This window comes from Robinsoniella sp. (assembly GCF_034124845.1).
The window spans coordinates 1-22,418 of the sequence record NZ_JAWYAJ010000072.1 but is presented as its reverse complement, the minus strand read 5'-3'; the positions used below and the strand labels follow the sequence as shown (position 1 = coordinate 22,418).

The following is a 22,418-nucleotide window of genomic DNA, read 5'->3' as shown; positions in this document are numbered from 1 at the left end:
TCCGTTCTGTTAAACAGTGCAGGAATTGCAAAAGAAAATACTTTGATGATTTATATGATCGGAGTTCTCCTTACAACGGCATATACCAATGGCTACCAGTATGGAGTTGCAGTTTCTTTCATCAGTGTCATGTCATTCAACTTCTTCTTTACGGCTCCGCTGCATACGTTTCAGATTGCAGATATTAATGATATTGTCCTGATTATCATTTTTCTGATCGCATCCCTTATTTCTTATAATTTGACTGTCAAATTCCAGAAGCAGCTGCTGATTGCACAGAAAAATGAACAGGCTGCAAGGCTTTTACATGAAATGTCTAAAAGCTTTATCAATGTTACGGGAAAAGAAAATATCGTTCGGCTTGGAATCCGCTATATCTTTGAACATACGAAGTTTGAAAGTGAAGTGGAACTGATCGGAGACAAAAGTGTGGAGCTGCGGGATAAAAATCACAGGTTCGGTGATTATATGATGGTGCCCATAATCGGGTTGGAAAAACAGTTGGGTGTGCTAAAAGTATATAACCGGAATCAGGGGCTCTCCATAGAACAGGAACTTTTGATCAAGACGGCGGCAAACCAGATTGGAATTGCACTGGATCGTGAACTGGTCTACCAGCAGCAGGAGCAGATCAAAGTGGAGATGGAACGGGAACATATGAAAAGCCGCATGCTGCGCAGTATTTCCCACGATTTTCGAACACCCCTGACGGGAATTATTGGTGACTGCGGTTTGATTCTGGATTCTGAGAAATTAGAGAAGGACAACATCCAGATACTTGCGGCTGATATTAATGAGCAGGCGCTGTGGCTTATGAAAATGATGGAAAATATTCTGAATATGACCAAAATTGAAAGCGGCAGCCTTCACATTAATAAACAGCCGGAAGTAATCGATGATATTATCTATGAGGCGGCAAGCCATATCAGAGACCTGCATCAAAAACGGAAATTTACAGTCTCCCTTCCGGATGAGGTGATCGTGGCGAAAATGGATGGGAAGATGATGGTTCAGGTAGTGATCAATCTCCTGGATAATGCAATGAAGCACACAAAAGAGGGTGGGCGCATATCGGTCCTTGCCAGCTTCCGTAACAAGAAAGTCTTTATACAGGTTGAAGATGATGGGGAAGGCATAGCGGAAAATATGATGGGAAAGCTGTTTGATGAATTTGTTACATCTGCAAGCGGCGACTCCAAACAAAAGCAGGGCATAGGCCTGGGGCTGGCGATCTGTAAGGCAGTGGTCACAGAACACGGCGGTGAAATATGGGCAGAGAATAAACCGGGCGGAGGCGCCAGACTGACATTTTGGTTACATGCAGAAAGGGTGAATGCAGATGGAAGATAAGAAAAATATACTAATAGTGGAAGATGATAAATACATTATTAACTTTATCTCAATGAGCCTGAAGAAAGAGGGGTACCGGTACTGTGTGGCAAAAGAAGTACAGGATGCCGTAAGCCTGTTCTATGCCAACCGTCCCGATATGATCATTTTAGATCTGGGACTTCCGGACGGAGATGGCATGCAGGTCATTGAGAAAGTCAGGGAAGTATCCGAAGTGCCCATAATTGTTGTTTCTGCACGGCAAGAAGAACAAGAGAAGATACGGGCACTGGATGCGGGAGCCGATGACTATGTAACAAAACCTTTTTATATGGGAGAGTTGATGGCTAGAGTCAGAGCTGCACTTCGTAAACGCACCGGAGGTGTGGAAAAAGTCCAGGAAGAAATCTTCCGGTGTGATTATCTCACGGTGGATAACGAAGCACATAAGGTTCTGATCGATGAAAAAGAAATCCATCTGACTCCAATAGAGTTTAAGATTCTGAATTTATTAATTGAAAACAGGGGCAAGGTCCTTACCCATAATTATATTCTTCATCAGATCTGGGGGTATACAGAAGGCATTGAACCCGGGAATCTGAGAGTGTTCATGGCAACTCTTCGAAGAAAGATCGAAAAGGATCCTGCGGATCCCAGATTTATTCTGACAGAAGTGGGAGTAGGGTATCGTTTTACATCGTAAAACAGTCCTAGTGCTCCATCCGGCCAGAAACGATAGCAGCACTATTCGCACCTTTTTTTTATTTTTTCTTCATCAACTTCCACCAGGATGATATCTGTCCCGATTTGCGTAACACATTCCCAGGGAATGATAAATTCGGTATCCCTGCCTAAAAAGGAGCAGATTTTCCCAGGGCCCGGAACAATTAAGAAGAGAATGCGTCCGGTACGTGGGTCGATATCCACATCGCTGACGCAGCCAAGACAGCCGCAGGTACATACATTAATAACTTCCTTTTGTTTTAACTCACAAATACGCATAAAAGTTCCCCAGTTATATATTTTTACATTATATTGCGCATCTTTGAGGAATATTCGTAAAATCAGCGCGGTTTTTTAATAAAATTGATTGACAGGGATTAAGGGATTGGATATACTCAAAACAGAAAATGCATACTACATAAAATGGGCAGGGGAGATATGCCCGGGTGGAGTAGATAAGGAGGTAAATATATGAAGTGTCCATTTTGCAATCAGGACAATACAAGAGTTGTAGACTCCAGGCCGGCAGATGATAATAATTCCATCAGACGGCGCAGGCTGTGTGATGAATGCCAGAAACGTTTTACGACTTATGAAAAAGTGGAAACCATTCCCTTAATTGTAATTAAAAAAGATCAGAACAGAGAACAGTATGACCGTTCCAAAATAGAAGCGGGTGTACTTCGGGCATGTTACAAAAGACCCATACCGGTTCTTAAAATAAATGAAATGATAGATGCGGCAGAAACGGAAGTTTTCAACAGAGAAGACAGAGAGATTGAAAGTACCTTAATCGGCGAGATAGTCATGGACAAGTTAAAGGAACTGGATCCGGTGGCTTATGTGAGATTTGCGTCGGTATATCGGGAATTTAAAGATGTGAATACATTTATGGATGAATTAAAGAAAATTTTGAAATAGAGGAAAAAAGAATCCGAAAGGATGGAATCGCCGGAGGGCGAAACATCTTTTCGGATTCTTTTCAACTTCATTGTTATAAGGTCAGAAAGCATTTTTCAAACACGCTCTAAAATGAGTCGGAGCGAAAAATCTTTTTCTTTCTTTTTTCACCCAGTGCTTTTACAAAAGCCAGTATCGTCTGGTATTTGTAAATCAGCTGGTAGCAGATCAGGTTCAGAGCCAGTGCGGCGATGACATCAATGATCGTATGCTGTTTCAAGAAAACCGTTGATAATACAATGGAGACTGTCAGTAATAATACGCATGCCTGTAAGACCTTATGTTTTTTCAGTACACTGCTGCTGCCAATTGCGGTACAGCATGCCACGGAATTAAATACATGGATGCTGGGGAAAATATTGGTAGGGGTATCAATCGTATAAAGATATCGGACTAAATCAACAAAAATATTGTCCCGCTCAAAGCTCCTGGGGCGCAGTGTGTGGCCATTGGGCCAAATCAGAGAGATTACTAAAAACAGCGTCATTCCAATTGCAAGAGTAGCAAGGAGATGATAGTAATCTTTTATGTTTTTTTGAAACAGGGCAAAATAAGTTACAGTTGCGGCTATGTAAAAAAACCACAGAAAATAAGGAATGATAAAAATTTCTGAAAAAGGGATCAGGTCGTCTAAACGGGATTGAATAATTTCCCGGTGGTCAACCACATGACTCTCCAGAAAGGAAAACGACAGCAGATAAAAAATGCCGTATACTGGAATAATCCAGAGATGTTTACTGCTCTTTTTTGCATTCACGTAAAAGGTTCCTCCCGTTGCATAAAGTTTTTCATAATTCGTATGCAGTTACTTTTCTTAAGCTCCTCTAAATCAAGAAAATTATATCATAATGGAAGGTTTAGAACAATGCAGTTCACGTTAAGTTCACAATTGTTCAGAAAAAATTAAGAGGAAGTTGATGGAAAATTGAGGGAAAGCACCAATATCTTAGCTGTCTCGAAATCCTTAAAAATGTCTAAAACAAAAACAAATTGTCGTTTAGACAGTTGCGCGTCATATACCTAAAGTGTTATACTCTTCATAGATTAAATAAAGTGCAGGTGAATCCTTTGAAAAGAAGAATTGAACAATTACTAAATGGTATTTTTGAATATAAAGCTCCCACCATGATAATTTCTATTGATGAAATCCGGGTTCTGGTTAAAAAGGGGGAGTCATTCAGGGGCAGTTTTGAGATCAGCAATCCGGAGGAGAAGAAGATGAAGGGATTCATCTATTCTTCCAGTGCCAGGGTTGCTTATGAGCCATCTGATTTTTTTGGAAACAATGAAAAAATTGTTTATGAAATTGATACGACAGGAATGGAAGAAGGCGAGGTGTTAGAAGGCGCCTTTACGATTTGTTCCAATTTGGGAGAATACCGTATTCCTTTCCGTTTGGAAATTGAGTATTCAAAGGAACAGGAACTGGCAGTGGCTTATAAGAGCCTGGATGAATTTACCGCGCTGGCAAAAGAAGATTTCCAGAAGGCCTATGTCTTGTTTATTTCATCCGAGTTTTATCATATGCTGCCGAAATGGACACCCTCCTATGCATCCCTCTATGAAGGCATCCGTGGACAGAATTTCAGCTATCGCAGTCTGGAAGAGTTTTTGGTTGGCTGTGGAAAGAAAAAGCCGGTCAATCTGCATATGTCAGAGCAATCCAGATGTTTTCCGGCAATGACCCAGTCAACGAAAGAAGTACTGGCAATTACCAAGGACAACTGGGGATTTTTACGTCTGGATATACAGGCTGATGCAGACTTTATTTCCATTGATCATGAGACGGTTACTACAGATGAATTTGTGGGAAGCACTTATTCTCTGGAATATGTGATTGATATGGAAAAGCTTCACGGCGGGAAAAACTTTGGCAGGATTACCATACGTTCCGGCTATGAAACGCTTCAATTTGAAATTGAGGCATTTAAAGCAGTGAAGGGTTCCGGAGAACGGAAAGGATATAAACAGCACCGGGCAATTGCCAGAATGCTTTCCTCTTACATGGATTTTCGCTTAAAGCGGAAAAAGCTGGGGGAATGGCTTGATATATCTGAGAAGGCACTTGCAGAATACCAGCAGGCAGGAGGAAGCCACGTGTTCTTTGAACTGTACCGGGTGCAGCTTCTTTTTGCAAGAGAGCGGATGGTAGATGCTTGTATGGCACTGGAAGAGATCGAGAATCACAAAGAAAGGATAGACAGGCCGGAGCTTACTGGCTATTATCTGTATCTTACCACATTTTATAACCGGGATACAAAATATATTGATTATATAGAAGAAAAGGTATATGAACTTTATCTTCAGAATAAGGAAAACTGGATGCTGCAGTGGATTCTGCTCTACCTGCAGGAACCATCGGTATGCGGTCCCCTGGACCGGATGGCAGCAGTACGGGATCAGTTTATCTGCGGCTGTACAAGTCCGGTAATGTTTGTGGAAGGGGTACAGATTATACAGAAGGAACCCCTGATTTTAAAGCGTCTGGATGACTTTGAGATACAGCTCCTGCGTTTTGTGTGCAAGGAAGAGGTCATGAACCGGGAGATTGCAGAGCAGGCTGCTGAACTAACCCTGCGGCACCGGGAATTTGACGAAGGACTTTTCTTGGTCCTGTCGTACTGTTATGAGAAATACCCGGTTAAGAGCATCATATCAGCGGTGTGCAGCCTGTTAATCAAAGGGCATAAAACGGATAAGAAATATTTTAAATGGTACGCGAAAGGGGTAGAGTATGAACTGCGCCTGACTGGACTATATGAGTATTATATTGAAACAATGGAGGAGGATACCGATAGGATTCTGCCTCAGATGGTGCGGATGTATTTTGCTTATAACAATACCTTGAGTTATAATAAAAAGGCATTTGTGTATGCCAATGTAATCAGAAATCACAGCAAAGATCCGGAAGCCTACAAGAGCTACCGGCCTGCCATGGAACGGTTTATGGTTGACCAGCTGGCACTGGGAAGAATCAGCAGAGATCTGGCGCTTATTTATGATACCTTTCTGACCAAGGCGATTATGAATAAGCGGATGGCAGACGGACTGGCAAGGGCAATTTTTACTTATGAGTTAAAATGTGATATCCCACGTATGAAGTCTGCAATTGTTATCCACAGCCAGCTAAAGAACGAGATACGGTCTGTGATACAGGATGGGAAGACGTATGTGCAGCTGTATACCGGGGATTACCGGATTTTGTTCGAAGACGAAGAGGGAAACCGGTATGCTTCTGAGATTCCCTATACATTGACAAAATTAATGGACCGTCCGATTTTTGGGGATTATTGCAGGGAGCTCTGCCCGGATAATGCGGGGCTTGTATTAAACAGCTGCTATTTGGATTCCAAAGAAATTCTGATAACATCAGCCAATGCGGACAGCTACGGAAGGCTTTTGGAAGTAGAGGGGATAAGGGAGTCTTATAAAGAACAGCTTCGGAGCAAAATACTGGAATATTATTATGACCATCCTGCTGCAGAACAGCGGTATGAGTATCTTCACCGTATCGATTATCATGTGTTTGTGCAGACTGATAAAAAGAAATTAATAGAACTTCTCACCGAAGAGGGGATGTGCCAGGAGGCATTTGGTCTGGTGAGCATCTACGGTCCGGAAAATATAGACCTGATCCAGCTGGTCCGCCTGTGCAGCAGGACGATTCTGGAAAAGGAATATGCGGCTGATGACATGCTGCTGTTTCTGTGTGCTTATTGTTTTAGCAGTGAAAAATACGATGAGACCATTTTATCTTATCTTCTGATGTATTATGACGGCCCGATTGAGATCATGAAAAATATCTGGAAAGCAGGCAGGGAGTTTGGTCTGGATGGCTTTGAAATGGAAGAGAAGATCCTGATCTTTGTACTGTTTATGAGAACGGGAGAGGAAGACACCGAAGAGATTTTTGATTCCTACCGTAAAAAGATGGGGAAAAAGCAGATCTGTCTGGCATATGTCATACTCAGCGCTTATAATTACTTTGTAAAAGAAAAGCGGGTTGCGCAGCCGGTATTTGATTATATTGAACGGCTGGCTGTGAAGCAGCAGGTACCGGAACGTATCTGTGAACTTGCACTTTTAAGAAACTATGCAAAGAAGCCGGATCTGACGGATGGGCAGGAAACGGTAATTAACCGCATGATGGAAGACATCTCCTATGAAGGGCTTCGTTTTGCATTTTTTGAAGAACTGCCGGATGCATTTACAAGGCCATACCAGCTGTCTGACAAAACTTATGTGGAATACCGTGCCAATCCAAAATCCAGAGTGGTTCTGCATTACCGCCTGGGCGGGGAAGAAAATGGGTTTAAAACAGAACCCATGAAGAATATGTACGAAGGCATCTTTGTAAAAGAATTTACGTTGTTTTATGGAGATAAATTGACCTGGCATCTGGTGGAGGAGCTGGATAACCAGACGATTACTACAGAGGATCAGACAATTCATTATACGAAAAAGTCAAAGCCGGAAGGAAACAGCCAGTATGATTTGATCAACCATATGATGGAAGCCATTCAGACTGGAAATAAAAAAGCGGCAGAAGACAGTAAGCAGACCTATATTGAGCAGAATTATTTTATCAGCCGTTTGTTCCCGTAAGCCTGAAAGCCGGGTGGTACCGCAGATCCGTTTGACGGATTCCGGGGCAGGGGCAGATATTGCTGTGACTCATGGTATTATGTATTCAATACCCGCTGCTTTGGGCGGGGGTTATGATTTAAAGATTCAGTAAATAAGATGGAGGCACCTATGATTAAGGAAATAAATGAGGTCATTGTCGGATTTGATCTGGGAAGAAATTTTTCACTGATTACATTTTATAACCACAAAATTTCAGATCCGATTACGATCAGTATGGAGGAGGGAAAGGATAATTATCTGATTACCACCCCCAGAGACATCTTCCCTTTGGTGGAGGGGAAAAAAGAACTGGGAGATGTCCTGTTAAGTAATTTTTTTAAAGAGTGCTTTGAACTTCTGGGAGTAGAAGACGTGGCAAGTAATATAAGCATTATGGTTACGATGGAGAAAATGGAAGAGCCGTGGGTGAGTGCAATACCATCATCCCTGGCGATGCTGGGTACACCAAGAAGTAATGTGTTTTTACAGGATTACCGGGAGAGTTTTTTCTATTTTACCCTGAACCAGAAAAAAGAACTCTGGAATTATAAGGTTGCCCTGTTTGAATATGAAGACTCTAAAATTACGGCATTTGAACTGGATATCGATTATAAGACCAGACCGGCGCTGGTAAGGGTAACAAAAATGGCGCAGCTTGTCCTGGATCAGAAAGTCAGAAGAGGAAAAAAGGACTCCGACTGGGATCTGGAAAGAGACCGTCTGTTCCTTGGACTGATACAGAAGATTTTTGCAAATAAGATCTTCTCTTCCACGTATCTCATCGGAGATAATTTTGATAAGACCTGGGCGGTGCGTTCCCTACAATACCTCTGCAACAACAGAAGACATGTTTTTCAGGGCAGAAACCTCTATACAAAGGGAGCCTGTTATGGGGCAATGCATAGAAAAGGACTTGCCGATATCGGAGATTATCTGTATGTGGGAGAAGACATGGTAGAAGTAAATGTGGGGATGCAGATGCAGATTCGGGGCAAAGAAAGCTACTATCTCTGTCTCAATGCAGGTATGGACTGGTATGAGGCATATCATACTTATGAGCTGATCCTGGATGATACGGATGAATTAATTCTTTATTTCAAGCCAATCGATACCAGCCCGGCAAGAACCCACAGTATTTTTCTGGAAGGACTCCCTGTTCGTCCCAATAAGACAACCAGACTTGAGGTAAATATCTCTTTTCTGTCGGTACACAAATGTAAGGTGTCCATACGGGATCTGGGATTTGGAGGTTTGTTTCCCTCTTCCGGCAAGACCTGGGAAGAGATTATTGATGTATAGAAAGGAGATAAAGCATTGAGCGGATATGTATTATGCCAGATAAAAAAGGCAAAAAATCCATATTATATCGAGAGTATCAGTACGAATATTTATTCCATCGAAGAACTGTGCTATTATCTTCAGCAAAATATCTATCTTATTGATAATACGATTATCAACGAAAAACTCTGTGACTGGATCAGGGATGAACTGGGGCTTACAAAGTTATACCGGAAACTCTACCAGCAATTAGAGAAAGATGAGAGTATCGGCAATTTTATTCTTCCAATCTTCAAGGAGATCGGCTACCTGTCTCATCAGGAGTTCCAGCAGATTCAGGAAGAAATTTCTAAAATAGAAATCCAGCCGGATGACTTGAGAAGGAAGATGAAAGCCGATTATCTTGTTGAGTATGGCATGTATATCAATGGGATACAGGAGTATTACCAGATATTGAAGGACCGCAATCCGGGCAATCTGGGCATTCAGTTTTATGCATCTATTCTCTGTAATATGGCAGGGGCTTATGCAAAACTGTTCTTATTTGAAGAAGCTGCAAACAGCCTGTGGCAGTCCTACGGAATTGTAAAATCCAAAGATACATTTCAGAAATACCTTTCGATCCTGCCGCTATATCTTTCAAAGGAAGCATATGAAAAACGGCTGGAGGATGTAAAGGCTGATAAGATCATGGTAGCGGAACTTCAAAAGCGGAATGCCCAGATTTGCAAAGAGGCAGTGAACAGTGATCTGGCAAAAAGTCTGAAGGGAATGGAGCCGGAGGAAATTGTGGAGAAATTAAAAGCCCAGTATCATAAGAGTACCTGTTCTTAAATGGACTATTTCAGAACAACTGGGAGAATGCATACTCGCCATCTTACGCCCCACTTTGCGGTAAATTTTTCATAATTGACAGTCCTGTTATTTTATGTTAGTATGATTTTACTGATTTACCAGAGTAGAGTGCTCAATCGGTAAATAAAAAAAGTGTTTGGTATAAAATGGAGGATTTGTTATTATGAAAAAGAAAATGTTATGCATGGTGCTGGGGACTGCTTTAGCAGCAGCAATGATTTCCGGATGCGGTTCATCCGGTAACGGAGAAACTAAGGCGGCAACGGAAGCTTCCAAAACATCAGAAGCAGCAACAACAGAAGCAACATCATCGGAAGCGGCAGCCACAGAGGCGGCATCAGACGCCGGCACTACGGAAGCAGCATCCTCAGAGGCAGCGGCAGCTACAGGTGGAACCTTTACAGTAGGATTTGACCAGGACTTCCCGCCAATGGGATTTGTTGGAGATGACGGTGAATTTACAGGATTTGACCTGGCGGCAGCGGCAGAGGTTGCTAAGCGCCTGGGTAAAGAAGTAAAATATCAGCCGATTGCATGGGATGCAAAAGACATGGAATTAAATTCCGGAACCATTGACTGTATCTGGAATGGTTTTACCATGAATGGACGTGAAGACGATTATACCTGGTCGGATCCATATATGAAAAATGATCAGGTAATTGTTGTAAAAGCAGATGCCGGGATTGAAACTTTAGCTGATCTTGCAGGCAAAGTAGTAGACGTGCAGACAGATTCCAGTGCTCAGGCGGCATTAAATGACAAGCCGGAACTCTCTGGCAGCTTTGGACAGTTAATAACCGTAGCGGATTATAATACCGCATTTATGGATCTGGAATCCGGAGCAGTAGATGCGATTGCAATGGACAACGTAGTGGCAAGCTACCAGATTCAGAAAAGAAATGCAGATTTCAAAGTACTGGATGAAGCCATTGCAGCTGAAGAATATGGAATCGGATTCAAAAAAGGCAATGATGAATTAAAAGATGCTGTTCAGAAAGCGTTAGAAGAAATGGCAGCAGACGGAACACTTGCTAATATTTCCAATGAATGGTTTGGGAAAGACATTACAATTATAGGAAAATAAAGAAATACGCAAAAACAGAGGGGAAACTTCCCCTCTCTTTTGCGATTGATACAATTTGGAGGAAGCAAACATGGATTACGCAATGATGTTATCAAAATTATCAGAGGGAATGCTGACGTCTGTTGCAATATTTGGACTGACCCTATTGTTTTCCATACCGCTCGGGCTGGTAATTACATTTGGTCGGATGTCAAAGAACGGTGTCATTCGAAATATTGCAAAGATTTACATATCAATCATGCGCGGTACGCCGCTGATGCTGCAGCTGATGGTGGTTTATTTCGGGCCATATTACCTGTTTGGCATTAAGATTCAGGCATCTTACCGTTTTATAGCAGTTATCATTGGGTTTGCACTGAATTATGCCGCATATTTTGCGGAGATATACCGCAGTGGTATTGAGTCTATGCCGGTGGGGCAGTATGAAGCTGCAAAACTTCTGGGATATAACAAAGTGCAGACATTTTTTACGATTATATTACCCCAGGTATTGAAACGAATCCTGCCATCTATTACAAATGAAGTGATTACCCTGGTAAAAGATACTTCTCTTGCAATGGTAATCGCGGTATCGGAGATGTTTACGGTTGCCAAAGCACTTGCATCATCCAGTACCAGTGTCATGCCTCTGGTGGCAGCGGGTATCTTCTACTATATCTTTAACTTTGTTGTAGCATTTCTGATGGAAAAGGCAGAGAAGAAGATGAACTATTACCGTTAATTGTTCTTCAGACAGCAGGGCTGAGGAATGAGGCGCAGCGGACTGCGCTCATAACTAATTGTGTAAAAATCAGGAAAGGATTGCCCGCAGGGATTCACTTCTTACGGAAGCGGGCAGTGTCGTAGAATGACTGCGATGCAAAGGTAGGTCAGATGAATTATTTGGAAATTCATAATATAGAAAAAAAATTTGAAAATCTGGAAGTTCTGAAAGATATCTCTCTTACGGTGAAGCAAGGGGAGGTTGTGGCGATCATTGGTCCTTCCGGTTCCGGAAAATCAACGCTGCTGCGCTGTGCAACGCTGCTTGAGACGATGGATTCCGGTGAACTTTCCTATTTGGGAGAAAAAGCAGTTACCACCGGAGCGGATGGAAAGGCGGTTTACGCAAAGCCGGATCAGCTGAAAAAAATCCAGCAGAATTTTGGTCTGGTGTTCCAGAATTTCAACTTGTTCCCTCATTTTAATGTACTGAAGAATGTAATGGATGCCCCCGTTAGAGTTCAGAAACGGGATAAGGAGCAGGTGAAGAAGGAAGCAAGAGAACTGCTTGCTAAAATGGGATTATCCGAGAAAGAAAAGGCATATCCTTTTCAACTCTCAGGAGGACAGCAGCAGCGTGTATCCATTGCGAGGGCGCTGGCTTTAAATCCCAAGGTTTTGTTCTTTGATGAACCGACTTCAGCCCTGGATCCGGAGCTGACCGGAGAGATCTTAAAGGTTATTAAAGATCTGGCGGCAGAGCACATGACTATGGTCATTGTTACCCATGAAATGAACTTTGCGAAGAATGTGGCAGACCATATTATCTTTATGGAGGGCGGAGTGATTGTGGAACAGGGAAAACCTGAGGAATTATTTCGGTCAGACAATGCCAGAACGCAGGAGTTTTTGGGCAAATTCCACTAAAATGTCAATGCGTGTCGTATTTTATAGAATTATTCTTGCTTTATAAATTACAATGTTATATAATTTTGTAGGTGATCGGTCTTGAGCGTGTTTGTAAATTCATTCCCGCAATTTGCACGCCCCACTATGGTCATGAAACTGATAACTATATGAAGAAGGATAGGTGGATTCAAAATGGAAAAAAGAGAATTACTCTATGAAGGAAAAGCAAAAAAAGTTTACACAACAGAAGATCCGGACGTATTAATTGTAGACTACAAAGATGATGCAACAGCATTCAATGGCTTAAAAAAGGGTACTATCGTTGGTAAAGGTGTTGTTAATAACCGTATGACCAATCATGTTTTTAAAATTCTCGAGGCTGAAGGCGTTCCAACACATTTGGTTGAAGAATTAAGTGACAGAGAGACAGCAGTTAAAAAGGTAGAGATTGTTCCATTAGAAGTTATCATCAGAAATGTTGCAGCAGGAAGCTTTTCGAAGAGACTTGGCGTACCGGAAGGAACGAAATTCTCAGCTCCTACTTTAGAATTTAGTTATAAAAATGACGATTTAGGTGATCCGCTTATCAATGATTATTTTGCAATCGCATTAAATCTGGCAACAAGAGAAGAAATTGAAGTAATTTCCAAATATGCTTTCAAAGTAAATGAAGTATTAAAAGCATATTTCTTAAAAGCAAATATTGAATTAATCGACTTTAAGATCGAATTCGGAAGATATCATGGACAGATTATCCTGGCTGATGAAACATCACCGGATACCTGCAGACTTTGGGATGCATCAACCCATGAGAAATTAGATAAAGACCGATTCAGAAGAGACATGGGAAATGTAGAAGAAGCTTACAACGAAGTATTCTCTCGTCTCGGATTATAAGAAAAACAAAAGACACAGTGGATATTACATCCACTGTGATTTTCGTAAAAGAAATATTAGTGTACAGCATTGCACAATAATTGGGAAATGTTGTACCAGTGCCGGGCGGCATTAGAGCGTGTTTTAAAATTGCTTTCTGGCAGCTGTGCGTCACACTTTGTGGGAGATTTGTCCCGGATGAAGGGCGACAAGCGTACTACGTAACCTGAATTCGGGGCAAATATACCGCAAAGTGGGGCGTGCAGATGGCGGGATTATCAAACACGCTCTAGGTAACAAGTCAACGGGTGCATGTAGAAAGGCTAGATGAATGAACAATCATTTACATGAACAAGTGGAAGAGTTTGACGGATTAAAAGAAGAGTGTGGGGTATTCGGTATCTATGATTTTGACGGAAACGATGTTGCATCCACCATTTATTATGGATTATTTGCATTGCAGCACAGAGGACAGGAGAGTTGTGGAATCGCAGTGAGCGATACCCAAGGTCCAAAAGGCAGGGTTCAGTCCTACAAAGGAATGGGGCTGGTCAATGAAGTATTTACAGAAGACAGTTTTGACAACCTGAAGGGTGACATCGGTGTAGGGCATGTCCGTTATTCCACAGCAGGCAGCAGTACGCGTGAGAATGCACAGCCATTGGTATTAAATTATATAAAAGGAACGCTGGCGCTGGCGCATAATGGCAATCTGATCAATGCGACGGAACTTCGTGACCAGCTGGCATATGACGGCGCTATTTTTCAAACTACGATTGATTCGGAAGTAATTGCGTATCATATTGCAAGGGAACGGGTAAAATCAAAAGCGGCGGAAGAAGCGGTGAAACGCGCCATGATGAAAATTAAGGGAGCCTATTCGCTGATCGTCATGTCCCCCAGAAAATTAATGGGAGCAAGAGATCCTTATGGATTTCGCCCCCTTTGTATCGGTAAAAGGGATCATGCATACATTCTGGCAAGCGAGACCTGTGCACTGGATACAGTAGGTGCTGAGTTTGTAAGAGATGTTCTTCCGGGAGAAATTGTAACTATAACGAAAGACGGCATACAATCGGATACCAGTATGTGTCTCCCCAAAGAGCAGGAAGCCAGATGTATTTTTGAATATATCTATTTTGCAAGACCGGACAGCAGGATTGATGGAGTCAGCGTGTATCATTCCAGAATCCTTGCAGGTAAATTTCTTGCAATCGATTCACCGGTGGAAGCAGACCTGGTAGTAGGTGTGCCGGAATCAGGCAATGCAGCGGCACTGGGATATTCTCTCCAGTCTGGGATTCCATATGGAACAGCTTTTGTCAAAAACGGATATGTGGGTCGAACCTTTATCAAGCCCAAGCAGAGCAGCCGTGAGTCCAGCGTCCGTGTGAAATTAAACGTTTTAAAAGAAGCAGTAAAAGGAAAGCGGGTTGTCATGATCGATGATTCCATCGTTCGTGGAACTACAAGCGACCGGATTGTAAGCATGCTAAAAGAGGCAGGAGCGGCAGAGGTACATGTAAGAGTCAGCTCACCACCGTTTTTATGGCCATGTTACTTTGGCACAGATGTACCGGCAAGGGAGCAGCTCATCGCCTACAACCGTACCGTGGAAGAAATCAGACAGGTAATCGGAGCTGATTCACTGGCTTATCTGGCTGTCAGACGCTTGGGGGAAATGATCGGAAACCGTCCGATCTGTAAAGGATGCTTCACAGGAGTTTATCCAATGGAGCCTCCCACAGAAGACATCCGCGGTGAATACACGAAATAGGTACCCGTATTTATAAAATGCTGAAATTACAGGATAAATAAGAAGGATAATAGAGGAGATATAAAATGAGTACAGACAGATATCAAAGTCCGTTATCGGAACGTTATGCAAGCAGGGAAATGCAGTATATATTTTCACCGGATATGAAATTTCGTACCTGGAGAAAATTATGGATTGCCCTGGCTGAAACAGAAAAAGAATTAGGGCTGAATATTACAGAAGAGCAGATCGAAGAATTAAAAGCCCATGCGGATGAAATTAATTATGATGTGGCAAAAGAAAGAGAAAAAGTAGTTCGTCATGATGTTATGTCCCATGTGTATGCATATGGTGTACAATGTCCGAAAGCAAAAGGGATCATCCACTTAGGAGCTACATCCTGCTATGTTGGCGACAATACGGACATCATCGTAATGACAGAAGCATTAAAGTTAGTAAAGAGAAAATTAGTCAATGTAATTGCAGAACTGGCAAGCTTTGCAAATGAGTACAAGTCCCTTCCGACACTGGCATTTACACATTTTCAGCCTGCACAGCCCACAACTGTTGGAAAACGTGCCACACTTTGGATGCAGGAATTTATGCTGGATTTAGAAGATCTGGATTATGTGATTTCTACCATGAAGCTTCTGGGTTCCAAAGGAACAACCGGTACACAGGCAAGCTTCCTGGAATTGTTTGACGGAAATCAGGAAACAATAGACCAGATCGACCCTATGATTGCAGCAAAAATGGGATTCAAAGAGTGCTATGCAGTATCCGGACAGACATATTCCCGTAAAGTAGATACCAGAGTGGTAAATGTATTAGCCGGAATCGCTGCAAGTGCGCATAAATTCTCCAATGATATTCGTCTGCTTCAGCATTTAAAAGAAGTGGAAGAGCCATTTGAAAAGTCCCAGATCGGTTCCTCAGCAATGGCATATAAGAGGAATCCAATGAGAAGTGAGCGTATTGCTTCCCTGTCCAGATTTGTAATGGCAGATGCATTAAATCCTGCAATTACTTCTGCAACACAGTGGTTTGAAAGAACCCTGGATGATTCCGCTAATAAGCGCCTTTCTGTTCCGGAGGGATTCCTGGCAGTTGACGGTATTCTGGATCTGTGCCTGAACGTGGTAGATGGACTTGTGGTATATCCAAAAGTAATTGAAAAGCGTCTGATGTCAGAACTGCCATTTATGGCAACGGAAAATATTATGATGGACGCTGTAAAAGCAGGCGGTGACAGACAGGAACTTCACGAAAAAATCCGCGAACTATCTATGGAAGCGGGAAAGAATGTAAAAGTGGAAGGCAAGGACAATAACCTTCTGGAACTCATTGCAGCCGACCCGGCATTCAATATGTCATTAGAGGAACTGAAGAAAACAATGGATCCTTCTAAATATGTTGGACGCGCTCCATTACAGGTAGATAACTTCCTTACGAAGAATGTAAAGCCTATTTTAGAAGAGAATAAAGAAATTTTGGGTATGAAAGCAGAAATTAACGTATAATATAAGCAAGTAAATTCAAGAGATATAAATACAAGAAACGTAAATATAAGAAATAAATATAAGATATAAAAAATTAGAAATAAAAATAAGAAACAAAATAATAGAGACATAATATAAGAAATGTAAATAGAAGCAGATGAGATGCCCTGGAGCGTGTTTGAAAATGTATTTCCAACATCTTTACGTCCTGAAAATTGGAACGAACAGATAGCAGAAAGCAATTTTTATACCTTCCGGGAGCCGCCGTACATATGTTTAGTAGAGCATTGCACAGTTAAATGTGCGGCGCTGTACTGGTGCGGCGGCTTATTTTAAATTTGCAGAAACCCCATGAAGTTCAGCAGTATGTATAAAAAACAGGAGAGAAGAGATGATAGAAGAAGAAAATAAATCAGAAAACAAATCGCAATACAGAGAAGGAAGCAAAGTGGATAGTAAAAAAGAGAATGGTATGGGAATTAACAGGGGAAATCCGGGAGCGCTGCTGCCCATTGGTATTTTTTTAGTTATATTTATCGGGATGGGATGTGTCACCGGGGACTTTTACAGTATGCCTGCGATTGTGGGATTTTTGATTGCCCTTTTAGTAGCATTTGCCCAGAACCGCAAACTGCCCTATGCAGATAAAATCAGTGTGATCACAAAAGGAATCGGAGAAGAAAATATTGTTACCATGTGTCTGATCTTTTTGGTGGCAGGCGGTTTCTCAGGTGCCGTTAAGGCTGCCGGAGGTGTTGAGAGCACGGTAAATCTGGGATTGTCTATTCTCCCATCCAATATAGCGGTTGTAGGATTGTTTTTAATCGGCTGCTTTATCTCCATATCCATGGGTACCTCCATGGGAACCATTGCAGCCATGGCGCCAATAGGTGTGGGGATCAGCGATAAAACCGGCATTGCTCTACCAATCTGTATTGGAGCAGTTGTCTGCGGTGCTATGTTCGGGGACAACCTTTCCATGATATCAGATACTACAATCGCAGCTGTTCGCACCCAGGGATGTGAGATGAAGGACAAATTTAAAGAAAATTTCTTTATTGTTCTGCCGGCTGCAATTATTACGATGATTTTATTCCTGGTTATTTCAGGAGCAGGCGGAAAACAGGACTTTGGCAATCTGGAATACGATATTTTAAAAGTGGCACCTTATCTTGTGGTTTTAATTGGCGCACTGATCGGGTTAAATGTATTCGTAGTTTTAATCAGCGGGATCGTTCTATCCCTGATAGTCGGTGTGGGCACCGGTACGATACTTATCGGAGATATCTTCAAGGTAGTAGGCGAAGGTGTTACCGGAATGTATGATATTACGGTGATTTCCTTAATTGTAGCCTGTATCGTGGCATTGGTAAAAGCCTATGGTGGAATTGATTATATCCTTTATGTAATTAAGAAAAGTATCCGCGGTGAAAAGGGCGGTGAATTTGGGATTGCATTTCTGGCAGCTGCAGTGGATGCATGTACCGCCAATAATACGGTGGCAATTGTAATGGCAGGTCCCATTGCAAAGGAAATCAGTCAAGAATATAATATTTCTCCCAGAAGAAGTGCATCCCTGCTGGATATCTTTGCTTCGGTAGGACAGGGGCTGATTCCCTATGGAGCCCAGCTATTGTCAGCGGCAAGCTTATCTGCACTTACACCTTTTCAGATTATGCCATACCTTTTCTATCCCATATTAATGGGAGTCAGTGCTATTATCTTTATTATTTTCCGAAAAGGAACAAACCGCTGAGAGGAGTTTCATGCTTACTATGAATCATAGAGTCTGTCTGAAAATTCATTTCTGTCATCTGTATCCATCAAACAAACCGGAACGTACAGTTGCCAGAAAGGAATTTTCAAATATGCTCTGGCAGGGACAGGGATAATATGAATATAAATTTAGAATACTATAGGATTTTTTATTATGTTGGCAAGCTGGGCGGCATAACCCTGGCGGCAGAAGAGCTTTCCATTACCCAGCCGGCAGTCAGCCAGGCTATCAAACAGCTGGAAAAACAGCTGGGCATAACCCTGTTTGTCAGGACAGGGAAAGGCGTGCGGCTGACTTCGGCAGGAGAAATGCTTTATTCTTATGTTGCCAGAGGGTATGAATATATGATGCTGGGAGAGCAAAAACTGAGGGACATGCAGAATATGGAAACCGGTGAGATCCGCATTGGTGCCAGTGATATGACCCTCCGCTTCTATCTGCTGCCCTATCTTCAGCAGTTTCACGAAGCATATCCAAAAGTAAAGCTTACCGTAACAAACGGACCGACTCCGGAGACTCTGCGTTATATGCAGGAGGGGAAAATAGATTTCGGTGTGGTTACAGATCCCCTTCCAGCCAGAACAGAGCTGGAATTCTCACAGGTTCGGGAAATTGCGGATATCTTTGTGGCAGGCGGCAAATTTATGGACTTAAAAGGGCGTGAAATTTCCCTGAAAGAGCTGGAAAGGCTCCCCATAATATGCCTGGAGAAAAAAACAAGCACAAGAGCTTATATGGATAAATTCCTTTTGGAAAATGGCGTTGTTCTGAACCCGGAAATCGAACTGGCAACCAGCGACATGATCGTCCAGTTTGCAGCCAGAAACCTGGGTGTTGCCACTGTCATGCAGGACTTTGCCCGCATGAATTTAGACGATGGATCATTATTTCAGCTAAAACTAAAAAAAGAAATTCCAAGGAGAAATATCTGCCTTGCCATAGACCGGAGAAATCCGCTGTCGGTGGCAGCGCAGTGTCTGATTGGTATGATGAAGAAATAACTGTTTGACTTGTAAACATAGGAATGGTTGTATATAATTATTATATGAAATATGAAATATGAAATATGAAATAAGGGTTATGGTTTAAATGCAAATAGAGAGGAGAACGTTGTATGTGTACAAGAAATGATCTGGATGTCATTTTACGGCAGATAGCTGGGATTTATCGGGATGTATACGGAGATAACATTGTAAGGATCCTGCTTTATGGTTCGTATGCAAGAGGAGATTATCAAATGGATTCAGATATAGATATTGTGGCAATCGTACAGGGAGAACGTGCCAATCTGCAGGAAGGTCTCAGGAAAGTATGGGATGAGTCATCTGATTTAGAACTGGAATATGGAATGATTGTTTCACCAACAGTGATACCGTTTGAGGAATTTGAGAAGTATAAAAATGATCTGCCCTACTATAGAAATATTCAGAATGAGGGGGTAGATATTGTTGCCTGATAAAAGAATTAATGCAGTATCGTTTGGATATGGCGAAAGAAAGACTTTATTCTTCAAAGATACTATTCGATGCCGGGAGCTATAAAGATTCTATTGGACGTTCCTATTATGCGATGTTTACTGCTGTACGTGCATTGCTGGCAATGGAAGGACAGGATTTCTCAAAACATTCCGGTGTGATTGCTTATTTTCAGAAAGAATATATTAAAACGGAATAGCTTGACAAAAAGTATTCAAAATATATCAGCCAGGCATTTCAAATTAGAAACAATACAGATTACGCCGATTTTTTTCTTGTGTCTTGCCAGGATGCGAAAGAGCAGCACGAAAGGGCAGAAGAGTTTCTCAAAGCAATTGAGGATTATTTGTTGAAATAATAATATAACCCACGGTTATGCAAAGCATAATTAATATTAATTTTACTTATGCACAAAAAAGTAGTATACTTAACCCGTAACTTTGTTTTAATACGATAACTATATAAAAACAGATACAGGAGGATCTCAATATGGTACAAGCAGTTGTAGGAGCAAACTGGGGAGATGAAGGCAAGGGCAAGATCACAGATATGCTTGCCGAAAAAGCAGACATAATCGTAAGATTTCAGGGGGGCGCAAACGCAGGTCATACGATCGTTAATAACTATGGCAAATTTGCATTGCATACGCTGCCGTCAGGAGTATTTTATGATCATACAACCAGCGTAATTGGCAATGGCGTCGCATTGAACATTCCTGTATTATTTAATGAAATAAAAGGGATTGTAGACAGAGGGGTTCCGGCACCAAAGATTTTGGTCTCCGACCGCGCACAGATGGTGATGTCTTACCACATTCTTTTTGACCAGTGTGAAGAAGAACGTCTGGCGGGCAAATCATTTGGTTCCACAAAATCCGGTATTGCACCTTTTTATTCTGATAAATATGCAAAAATCGGTTTCCAGGTAAGTGAATTATTTGATGAAGTTGCACTGAAGGAAAAAGTAGAACGTGTATGCATTCAGAAAAATGTTATTTTAGAGCATTTATATCAGAAACCGGCATTGAACCCTGATGATATCATGGAAGAGTTAAAAAGTTACAAAGAAATGGTTGCACCTTATGTGTGTGATGTATCTGCTTTTTTATGGGATGCCATCCAGGAAGGAAAGAACATCCTCTTAGAAGGACAGCTGGGCTCTTTAAAGGATCCGGACCATGGAATTTACCCAATGGTTACATCTTCGTCTACATTGGCGGCATATGGCGCTATAGGAGCAGGAATTCCACCATATGAAATCAAGAAAATCGTTACTGTTGTAAAAGCTTATTCCAGCGCTGTGGGAGCAGGTGCATTTGTAAGTGAGATCTTTGGTGAAGAAGCAGACGAATTAAGAAGACGAGGCGGAGACGGCGGAGAATACGGCGCAACCACAGGACGTCCGAGACGTATGGGCTGGTTTGACTGCGTTGCATCCAAATACGGCTGCAGAATTCAGGGAACAACGGATGTTGCATTTACTGTTCTGGATGTCTTAGGCTATTTAGAAGAAATCCCGGTATGTACCGGATATGAAATCGATGGAAAAGTAACCACAGATTTCCCGACTACCTCCCAGTTAGAAAAGGCAAAACCGGTTCTGGAAGTTCTGCCTGGATGGAATTCTGATATTCGGGGGATTAAAAAATATGAAGATTTACCGGAGAATTGTAAAAAATATGTAGCGTTTGTTGAAAAACACCTGGGCTTCCCAATTACCATGATATCCAACGGACCAGGAAGAGACGATATTATTTACAGACAGTAAATTGCAGCCGGGACAAATCTCCCACAAAGTGTGACGCATAGCTGCCAGAAAGCAATTATAAAACACGCTATAGAGCGTGACAGTAAGCAATTATCAGTCACGTTCTGGTCAAAGAGATTTATTTTGGCTCTTGTAGTCCATAAAGTTTGAATTATTGGGGATTCAAGCTTTATGGACTATTTGTTTTATACTTTCAGCAAAGCCTCTAATTGTTGGGCTGCTTCCTCATAATTGTGAAACAGAAAGGCATGGATTCCAAGATCCGATGCACCTTTCACATTGTCTTCATTATCATCAAAGAAAACGGTCTCTTCCGGGTTCAGATGGTAACGGTTAAGAAGAGTCTGGTATATTCTGGGGTCTGGCTTAATTAGGTGATCCTGATAGGAAATCAGAGCCCCATCCATGTATTCCAGAAAATTCAGTTCTTTTCCCGTCTGGGCAAACATACGCTCGCCGTAGTTCGAGAGCGCATAGATCCCAAGCCCTTTCTTTTTCAGCTCCTGAATCCAGGGGATTGCATAATCATACTGTTTAATGCATCCGCCCACGGTGGCATATACTTCCTTTATTTCTTTTTCATATTCCGGGGCATTGCAGATGAATCCGGATAAAAGTTCCTGGTCAGAGAGTACCCCGCGGTCGCATTCAACCCAGGTGGGGCTTAAAAAGACCGCATTTGCAACAGCCTGGTATGTTTCTTCGGAATAAGCAAAAGTCTGCAGATAACCGGACCAGTTGTAGTCCGCTAAGACCATTCCGATATCAAAAATTATAGATTTTATCATTCTGTAAGATCCTC

General features: G+C 42.0%; 22 protein-coding genes and 1 pseudogene. 19 read left to right on the top strand and 4 right to left on the bottom strand.

All coding sequences use genetic code 11. From position 1 onward, the window contains the following. Together ACH2DQ_RS03735 and ACH2DQ_RS03730 are read left to right on the top strand one after the other, a co-directional pair. Positions 1-1,350: ATP-binding protein (locus tag ACH2DQ_RS03735; RefSeq protein WP_395025634.1), on the top strand; the 1,350-nt coding region annotated here is incomplete at its 5' end. Further along, positions 1,340-2,032, top strand: coding sequence for a response regulator (locus ACH2DQ_RS03730; RefSeq protein ID WP_394914223.1), 693 nt, complete (start codon positions 1,340-1,342; stop codon positions 2,030-2,032). The genes ACH2DQ_RS03735 and ACH2DQ_RS03730, both read left to right, overlap by 11 nt. A gap of 41 nt (positions 2,033-2,073) precedes the next feature. Here the strand turns inward: ACH2DQ_RS03730 and ACH2DQ_RS03725 are convergent, their stop codons facing one another. Continuing rightward, positions 2,074-2,331, bottom strand: coding sequence for a YlmC/YmxH family sporulation protein (locus tag ACH2DQ_RS03725; protein ID WP_394914222.1), 258 nt, complete (start codon positions 2,329-2,331; stop codon positions 2,074-2,076). Positions 2,332-2,523: 192 nt separating this feature from the next. On the opposite strand from ACH2DQ_RS03725, the gene nrdR reads away from it, so the two are divergent. Continuing rightward, positions 2,524-2,973: a transcriptional regulator NrdR gene (nrdR, locus tag ACH2DQ_RS03720; RefSeq protein ID WP_394914221.1), complete on the top strand. Its 450-nt coding sequence runs from the start codon at positions 2,524-2,526 to the stop codon at positions 2,971-2,973. Between the two features lie 106 nt (positions 2,974-3,079). Here nrdR and ACH2DQ_RS03715 read toward each other — a convergent pair whose 3' ends face one another. Further along, complete coding sequence (locus ACH2DQ_RS03715) at positions 3,080-3,769, bottom strand: phosphatase PAP2 family protein (RefSeq protein ID WP_394914220.1); 690 nt, start codon at positions 3,767-3,769, stop codon at positions 3,080-3,082. A gap of 311 nt (positions 3,770-4,080) precedes the next feature. Here ACH2DQ_RS03715 and ACH2DQ_RS03710 point away from each other — a divergent pair, with 311 nt between their 5' ends. The 7 genes from ACH2DQ_RS03710 to ACH2DQ_RS03680 all read left to right on the top strand — a co-directional run bounded on the left by ACH2DQ_RS03710 (position 4,081) and on the right by ACH2DQ_RS03680 (position 12,484). Further along, positions 4,081-7,617: a DUF5717 family protein gene (locus ACH2DQ_RS03710; RefSeq protein ID WP_394914219.1), complete on the top strand. Its 3,537-nt coding sequence runs from the start codon at positions 4,081-4,083 to the stop codon at positions 7,615-7,617. Beyond that, positions 7,580-7,750 carry a hypothetical protein gene (locus ACH2DQ_RS03705; RefSeq protein ID WP_394914218.1) on the top strand — a complete coding sequence of 57 codons (171 nt, stop codon included), beginning with the start codon at positions 7,580-7,582 and terminating at the stop codon, positions 7,748-7,750. The genes ACH2DQ_RS03710 and ACH2DQ_RS03705 overlap by 38 nt, the downstream gene beginning before the upstream one ends. A gap of 17 nt (positions 7,751-7,767) precedes the next feature. After that, positions 7,768-8,937, top strand: a complete 1,170-nt coding sequence (locus ACH2DQ_RS03700; RefSeq protein ID WP_394914217.1) for a DUF5716 family protein — start codon at positions 7,768-7,770, stop codon at positions 8,935-8,937. Positions 8,938-8,952: 15 nt separating this feature from the next. After that, entirely contained in the window at positions 8,953-9,750 is a 798-nt protein-coding gene (locus ACH2DQ_RS03695) for a hypothetical protein (RefSeq protein ID WP_395025630.1), read from the top strand. A 184-nt stretch (positions 9,751-9,934) separates the two neighbouring features. Next, positions 9,935-10,855, top strand: coding sequence for an amino acid ABC transporter substrate-binding protein (locus ACH2DQ_RS03690; RefSeq protein WP_394914215.1), 921 nt, complete (start codon positions 9,935-9,937; stop codon positions 10,853-10,855). A 70-nt stretch (positions 10,856-10,925) separates the two neighbouring features. After that, positions 10,926-11,576 (top strand): amino acid ABC transporter permease, encoded by a 651-nt coding sequence (locus tag ACH2DQ_RS03685; RefSeq protein WP_394914214.1) that lies wholly within the window; start codon positions 10,926-10,928, stop codon positions 11,574-11,576. Between the two features lie 152 nt (positions 11,577-11,728). Continuing rightward, a complete protein-coding gene (locus ACH2DQ_RS03680; RefSeq protein WP_394914213.1) occupies positions 11,729-12,484 on the top strand; it encodes an amino acid ABC transporter ATP-binding protein in 756 nt (251 codons plus the stop codon). 55 nt (positions 12,485-12,539) lie between these two features. Here ACH2DQ_RS03680 and ACH2DQ_RS03675 read toward each other — a convergent pair. Then, positions 12,540-12,608, bottom strand: a pseudogene (locus ACH2DQ_RS03675) (DUF6783 domain-containing protein); the annotation flags it as partial. A gap of 50 nt (positions 12,609-12,658) precedes the next feature. Here ACH2DQ_RS03675 and purC point away from each other — a divergent pair. From purC to ACH2DQ_RS03630, 9 genes are all read left to right on the top strand, one after another. Further along, positions 12,659-13,363 carry a phosphoribosylaminoimidazolesuccinocarboxamide synthase gene (gene purC, locus ACH2DQ_RS03670; RefSeq protein WP_394914212.1) on the top strand — a complete coding sequence of 235 codons (705 nt, stop codon included), beginning with the start codon at positions 12,659-12,661 and terminating at the stop codon, positions 13,361-13,363. Positions 13,364-13,461: 98 nt separating this feature from the next. Next, entirely contained in the window at positions 13,462-13,572 is a 111-nt protein-coding gene (locus ACH2DQ_RS03665; protein WP_394914211.1) for a DUF6783 domain-containing protein, read from the top strand. Positions 13,573-13,673: 101 nt separating this feature from the next. Then, positions 13,674-15,119: an amidophosphoribosyltransferase gene (gene purF / locus ACH2DQ_RS03660; protein ID WP_394914210.1), complete on the top strand. Its 1,446-nt coding sequence runs from the start codon at positions 13,674-13,676 to the stop codon at positions 15,117-15,119. A 65-nt stretch (positions 15,120-15,184) separates the two neighbouring features. Then, on the top strand, positions 15,185-16,618 hold the full coding sequence (purB, locus tag ACH2DQ_RS03655; protein WP_394914209.1) for an adenylosuccinate lyase: 1,434 nt from the start codon (positions 15,185-15,187) through the stop codon (positions 16,616-16,618). Between the two features lie 451 nt (positions 16,619-17,069). Next, entirely contained in the window at positions 17,070-18,353 is a 1,284-nt protein-coding gene (locus tag ACH2DQ_RS03650; protein ID WP_394914303.1) for a Na+/H+ antiporter NhaC family protein, read from the top strand. Between the two features lie 137 nt (positions 18,354-18,490). Continuing rightward, positions 18,491-19,375, top strand: a complete 885-nt coding sequence (locus ACH2DQ_RS03645) for a LysR family transcriptional regulator (protein ID WP_394914208.1) — start codon at positions 18,491-18,493, stop codon at positions 19,373-19,375. 113 nt (positions 19,376-19,488) lie between these two features. Continuing rightward, positions 19,489-19,830: a nucleotidyltransferase domain-containing protein gene (locus ACH2DQ_RS03640; protein ID WP_394916138.1), complete on the top strand. Its 342-nt coding sequence runs from the start codon at positions 19,489-19,491 to the stop codon at positions 19,828-19,830. An 11-nt stretch (positions 19,831-19,841) separates the two neighbouring features. Then, positions 19,842-20,048, top strand: coding sequence for a HEPN domain-containing protein (locus ACH2DQ_RS03635; protein WP_394916137.1), 207 nt, complete (start codon positions 19,842-19,844; stop codon positions 20,046-20,048). 290 nt (positions 20,049-20,338) lie between these two features. After that, on the top strand, positions 20,339-21,616 hold the full coding sequence (locus ACH2DQ_RS03630; RefSeq protein WP_394916136.1) for an adenylosuccinate synthase: 1,278 nt from the start codon (positions 20,339-20,341) through the stop codon (positions 21,614-21,616). 185 nt (positions 21,617-21,801) lie between these two features. Here ACH2DQ_RS03630 and ACH2DQ_RS03625 read toward each other — a convergent pair. Further along, the coding region (locus tag ACH2DQ_RS03625) for an HAD family hydrolase (RefSeq protein WP_395025623.1) at positions 21,802-22,418 on the bottom strand (617 nt) is incomplete at its 5' end.